The 5,737-nt window shown below is 66.4% G+C and carries 4 protein-coding genes and 1 pseudogene; 3 read left to right on the plus strand and 2 right to left on the minus strand.

Features of this window, described 5'->3' with window-relative positions; all coding sequences use genetic code 11:
- Both Q427_RS21290 and Q427_RS31560 read right to left on the minus strand, forming a co-directional pair.
- Positions 1–958 (minus strand): hypothetical protein (locus Q427_RS21290; protein WP_043517114.1); only part of this gene is annotated, 958 nt, incomplete at its 3' end.
- Positions 959–970: 12 nt separating this feature from the next.
- Positions 971–1,129 carry a hypothetical protein gene (locus Q427_RS31560; protein ID WP_155833650.1) on the minus strand — a complete coding sequence of 53 codons (159 nt, stop codon included), beginning with the start codon at positions 1,127–1,129 and terminating at the stop codon, positions 971–973.
- Between the two features lie 658 nt (positions 1,130–1,787).
- On the opposite strand from Q427_RS31560, the pseudogene Q427_RS34565 reads away from it, so the two are divergent.
- The 3 genes and pseudogenes from Q427_RS34565 (at position 1,788) to Q427_RS21305 (ending at position 5,566) form a co-directional block, all read left to right on the plus strand.
- Positions 1,788–3,349 (plus strand): annotated as a pseudogene (locus Q427_RS34565) (peroxidase family protein).
- A 22-nt stretch (positions 3,350–3,371) separates the two neighbouring features.
- Complete coding sequence (locus tag Q427_RS21300) at positions 3,372–4,280, plus strand: hypothetical protein (protein ID WP_043517115.1); 909 nt, start codon at positions 3,372–3,374, stop codon at positions 4,278–4,280.
- Positions 4,277–5,566, plus strand: coding sequence for an NADH:flavin oxidoreductase (locus Q427_RS21305; protein WP_043517117.1), 1,290 nt, complete (start codon positions 4,277–4,279; stop codon positions 5,564–5,566). Before Q427_RS21300 ends, Q427_RS21305 begins: the two co-directional genes overlap by 4 nt.
- Positions 5,567–5,737 lie beyond the last annotated feature (171 nt).

The following is a 5,737-nucleotide window of genomic DNA, read 5'->3' on the forward strand; positions in this document are numbered from 1 at the left end:
CGGCCAGGTCGGCATCGAGGGCGTCGAGGAAGGGGTAGGGCGGCGGGCGCTTGGTGCGCAGGTACGCTTCCAGGTCGGCGAGGTCGTCCACGGGCAGCGAATCGGGGCGGGCGCCGTCACCGATGGCGCCGCTCAGCACCACCTCGGTCAAGGAGTCGTTGAGGCCGTCCCAGTGCAGGGCGAAGCCCTCCTGCTCGTCCATCGCCCACAGCGGCATGATGTCGGAGTTGCCGATGGTATCGTCCTCGGCGGGGTCCAGGGCCAGCAGGTCGGGGTGGAACTTGACTGGATTGAAGGGATCGATGCGTCCCGGTCCCCAGCGCGGGCGCTCCTCGGTCCAGGTGAAGCGCGCGGCCTGCTCCTGAAGCCCGTCGCGGGTCCGCGGAATGATCAGGAAACGGTAGAGCAGGCGGTCGAGCCAGGAGAGGTCGGTCTCCTCCGCGATGGCCGACAGCAGAGTGGCGGCGGTGAAGTCCGGGTCGTTGGCGGCATCCCCCAGGAAGGTCAGGTAGGCCTGAGGGTCGAAGGTCTGGTGGGGGCCGGTGGGCACGATCTGGCGTTCGGCGTCTTCAGCGATGCGGTAGCTGGCGGTATGGCAGGCCGCGCAGTTGATGGCGATACGCGGAAAGCCGATGGTCTTCCTGGAGAAGCCGGCCGGGGTTGGCTCGCCCTCCTCCCAGAGCATGCCCAGGGCCTCGTAGCCGCCTTCCCCGGGCAGGTGCTGGGGAAAGACATCCGGCAGCACGCGCCAGATCCAGTAGGGAATGCCCTCTTCCTGCTCGGCGCCGATGGAGCCGTAGAGGTAGTAGGCCTCGACGCTGTCGAACCGCTGTGGCTCCTCGCGGAATAGCTGGTACCAGCCAACGGCTGCGATTACCCCGCCAGCCATCAGCAGCAGGACCAGCCACGCCAGCCAGCGCCGTGAGGTCTTCGAAGTGTCAGGAGGGCTGGATGCCATGACCGTCTCTCCTCAAGTGCGTGATGCCGTCCTTTCGGCCCGTCGAAGCAGCAGTAACAACACACCCTGGGTCACGCCGAAGAATAGGTCGATCAGGGCGAACAGCGGAAATTGCGGATGCAGCAAGGTGAAGAACACCACACCGGCGAAACGCGCCAGGACCGTCAGCATGGCGATGGCCCGGTAGTGAAAGGGGTCGAACGCCGCCGGCAGGTAGAACAGGCTGAGCAGAATAAGCAGCCAGGCGGCGAAGGCGGGCCATACCGGCTCGGCAACGGGGGTTCCACCTACCAGGTGATCACCGTGTTGGGGGCAAAGACCGCAGGCAGGGCGAAGAGGAGATTGGCCACCACTCCCAGCAGTACCATGGCACGAAAACCCGCTGCGTAGCTGCCCATCCCCCGATGCCTCCTGCTCGTCAAGAGCCTAATGCTTCCCCGGTCTCTTGCTGGTGAGAAGTCAAACCCTGTGCTAGAGATTAGTAGTCAAGTTCGGTGAGGTCACGTAAGACTTGTGTAACTGAGACCTCTGGACCTTGAGGAGATTGGGTTGGTAGCGACGGCATTGTTCAGGGAGTAGTCTCATGTTCGGTCAGCGTGGCAGTGGCTTGCTCGGTCGGGTGTTTCGGCGCATCAATCGGCGCCGCCAGTGGTATCGGTTTCCCTTTCCCATCGCTGTCATCAATCTTGTCGCTCTGCGCCGCAACTTGCGCTGGCATAACCTCTACTCCACTGAACGGGAGCGTCCGCAGGATCCCGAGCGGGAAAACATCGACGTGCGCCAGTTCCGCACCGCCGACGGCAGCTACAACGACCTGGCGGAACCCGCCATGGGCAAGGCGCATACTCGTTTCGGGCGCAACGTGCCGCCTGCCGAGACCTTCGGCGAGACCGGCGAGAGGCTGATGACGCCGAGTCCCCGGGTGATCAGCCGTCGCTTGATGACGCGAGATCCCTTCGTGCCGGCGACCACCCTCAACGTCCTGGTCCCCGCCTGGTTGCAGTTCATGGTCCACGACTGGTTCAGCCATGGCAGCAATGACACCGAGGCCGAGCGCTATGAGGTGCCCCTGGACGAAGACGATGACTGGCCCTGGGAGCGCATGACGGTGCTGCGTAGCCGTCGCGACACCACCCGCTCATCCGCCGATGAGGGGCATCCCAATACCTTCCTCAACACCGAGACCCAGTGGTGGGACGCCTCCCAGATCTACGGCAGCAGCCTGCGCCGTCAGCGCCTGGTGCGCACCGACCCCGACAGCGGTGAACTGCTGGCTGACGGCAAGCTCTACCTCAAGCCCGATGGCCACTTGCCGCTGGATGAGCATGGCATCGAACTGGCCGGTACCAACGGCAACTGGTGGGTGGGGCTGTCGCTGATGCACACCCTGTTCGCCAGGGAGCACAACGCCATCGTCGATCGGCTGCGCATCGAGCATCCTGACCGCGACGGCGAGTGGCTGTTCCAGAAGGCCCGGCTGGTGAATGCGGCCCTGATTGCCAAGATCCATACCGTCGAGTGGACCCCGGCGCTGCTCGATACGCCGGAGTTGAGGCTCGGCATGCGCGCCAACTGGTGGGGCGTGCTCGACGAGCACTTCTACCGCAGCCGGGGGCGTGTCAGCGACAGCGAATTGTTCAGCGGCATCGTCGGCTCGCCGGTGGATCACCATGCCGCGCCCTACGCCATCACCGAGGAGTTCAGCGCCGTCTACCGCATGCACCCGCTGATTCCCGACGATTTCAGCTTCCGGCGTCTGGATGACGACACCCTGATCAAGGAGTGCGGCCTCACCGAGGTGGCCGGCTCTCTGACCCAGGCGCTCTATGAAGAGATGTCGCTCAGCGATGCCCTCTACTCCCTGGGCACCAGCCATCCCGGCGCCTGGTGCTGCACAATTTTCCGAGTCACCTGCAGCAGCACGAGAAGCAGGCGCCCCACCATCGGGTGATCGACCTGGCCACGGTGGATGTGCTGCGCGACCGCGAGCGTGGGGTGCCGCGCTACTGCCGTTTCCGCCGCTTGATCGACATGCCGGCCCCCGCGAGCTTTGCCGAGCTGACCGACAATCCCGAGTGGCAGCGCCAACTGGAGGCGGTCTATGGCGACGTGGAAGAGGTCGACCTGCTGATCGGTTGCCTGGCCGAGACCCCGCCACCCGGCTTCGCCTTCAGCGATACCGCCTTCCGAATCTTTATCCTGATGGCTTCGCGACGCCTCAAGAGCGATCGCTTCTTCACTGACGACTACACCCCCGAGGTCTACACCCGGGCGGGCATGGAGTGGATCGACAACAACGGCATGAAATCGGTCATCGGCCGTCACTTCCCCGAACTGGCGCCGCGGCTGGAGGGGGTGCGCAATGCCTTCTTCCCATGGAACCGCGGCTAGCACGGATAGAGTGGGAGGTGGAGTGGCCAGACGCCTGCATGTTCCCGGCCTGATCAGCCTCCTGGAGGTCACCGACCCCCAGGAAATTCGCCTGCTCGACGGGGATGCGCGTCTCGACCGCTCCCTGGCACCCGGCGGCGGCGTGATCAACCGCCTGCGTCTGGCCCGACTGCGCGGTGCCTTCGTCTTCGACGCTGAGCCGCTGCCTGCCCTCCTGAGCCGCGAGGCCAAGGGGCGCGAGTCGCGCCACGCCGAGTTGAGGCGGCGGATGGACGAGGGCGCCGAGGCAGCGAACTGGCGCCAGGACCCGGCCTTCAAGACCCTGGTGGAAGTCGTGGCCGGCCAGGCCGAAGCCGAGGCGCTGGGCCCCGCCGCCCAGGGGTTACTGGGGCGGCGATTCCACGACGATTACCGCGCCGACGAGGCGAGCTTTGCGGCTGCTCGGCGGCTCAACGACTATCCGCGTGTCAATGCCCTCAAGGCGCTGCTCCAGCGCCTCAGTGGCCAACTCCGCCGGGACCGACGACTGCTGCATGACAGCGCCCGGGGAGACCCCATGACCCTGCATGCCACCAGCGTGGCGGTGCATAACCTGGTAGGGTCGCTCGAGGCGATGCGCTCCCTGGCCGGCACGCCGGGGGCCTCGCACCTGCCGCTGACCGCGGTGTTGGGGCGCTGCCTCAGCGTGCCGGAAACGCTGCTGCGCCAGGTGCTGGCGCCGCTTTCGACGCCCTGTTCCCCGCGTCGCCTGGTGCCCGGCGATCTGGTGCTGCTGCGACTCGCCGAGGGTGTCCGGAGCAGCGGCGACCGGGAGTTGGCCTTCATGGGCGATAGCTGGGCGCGTTGTCCGGCCCAGCGTTTCATCCTGGCGCTGCTGGCTGATATCTGGGAGCGGGCCATGGCTTCCCGGTCAGGGGAGGGCGGACGATGAGCGAGGATGTGATCTTCTCGCCGCTGAAGTGGCGCAACCTGGAGGTCAAGAACCGTCTGTTCCGCTCGAACATCTCCGGACGCTTCGACAACGAGGACGGCAGCCTGACCCAGACGCGCATCAACTGGGAGTGCCAGTTCGCCCGGGGCGGGGTGGGCGCGATCATCTCCTCCTTCGTACCGGTGCAGATGGAAGGGCGAATCGTGGCGGGCTACGCCACCATCCACCGCGATGACTTCATTCCGCTGTGGCAGCGGCTCGGCGAGGCCGTGCACCGCTTCGACTGCAAGTTCATTATGCAGCTCAGCCACTCCGGGCGGCAGATGGATCTCCCCGGGGTCCATAACCAGCATCGCCGGGCGCTCAGCGCCACCGACCACAAGGAGGCCCTGCACGGTTTCCTGTGCCGGGCGATGAGCGGCCACGAGATCGAGCGCACCATTCAGGCCTTCGCCGATGGGGCCTGGCGGGCCCGGGAGGCCGGCCTCGACGGGGTGGAGCTGCACGCCGCCAACGGCTACCTGTTCACCCAGTTCCTGAGCTCGGCGATCAATGACCGGCGCGACCGCTACGGCGGGTCGCTGGCCAACCGGGCCCGCTTCCTGCTGGATGTGATCCGTGCCATTCGCGAGCGGGTGGGCCCGGACTTCCATCTGCAGGTCAAGATCAGCGCCGTGGACCATAACGACATCCTGCCCTGGGAAAGCAAGGGCAATACCCTGGCGGAGAGCCTGCAGGTGTGTCGCTGGGCCGAAATGGCGGGCGCCGACGCCCTGCACGTGTCCGTCGGCAGCCTCTTTCCCCACCCCCTGAACCCGCCGGGGGATTTCTCCTTCGAGACCATCGCCAGCACCTACGATGCCATGCTCTCCGCCGGGGTCGACACCTTTCGCAACTACCTGCTGTTTCGCTACGCGTCGCTGCGCTGGATCTTTCGCTGGCTGTGGTTTCGTCACCAGCGCGGTCATGTCGTGGAGGGGGTGAGCCTGGACGAGGCGCGCGCTGTCCGCCAGGCGGTAGGCATTCCGGTGATCAGCACCGGCGGCTATCAGCGTGCCTCCCTGGTGCGCGAAGCCATTGGCAGCGGGGCCTGCGACGCCGTCTCCAGCGCCCGGGCGCTGATCGCCAACCCCGACCTGCCTCGGCAGTGGCAGGCCGGGCACGATGCGCCGGCACGCCCCTGCACCTTCTGCAACAAGTGCCTGCTCAATGCGCCGAAGAACCCCCTGGGCTGCTATGAGCTTTCCCGCTTCGACGGCGACCACGAGCGCATGATCGCGGCCTGATGGCCATCTACGACACACGACCCGAGCTGCGCCTGCCACCGGTGCCGCCAGCGCAGAACCCGTGAGGCTGCCATGAGACGACAGGAGCCACCCGTCACCGCCGTGCAACAGGAGGCCCGCCGCCGCCGCTGGCGACGCTTGCCGCTGACCTGCTCGCCTGGCCGTGGTGGT

The organism is Halomonas sp. BC04 (genome assembly GCF_000568385.1).

Excerpts from the sequence above, each read along its gene's own strand:
- Q427_RS31560 (WP_155833650.1), bottom strand. The coding sequence starts at position 1,129 with ATGCTGACGGTCCTGGCGCGTTTCGCCGGTGTGGTGTTCTTCACCTTG.
- Q427_RS21305 (WP_043517117.1), top strand. The coding sequence starts at position 4,277 with ATGAGCGAGGATGTGATCTTCTCGCCGCTGAAGTGGCGCAACCTGGAG.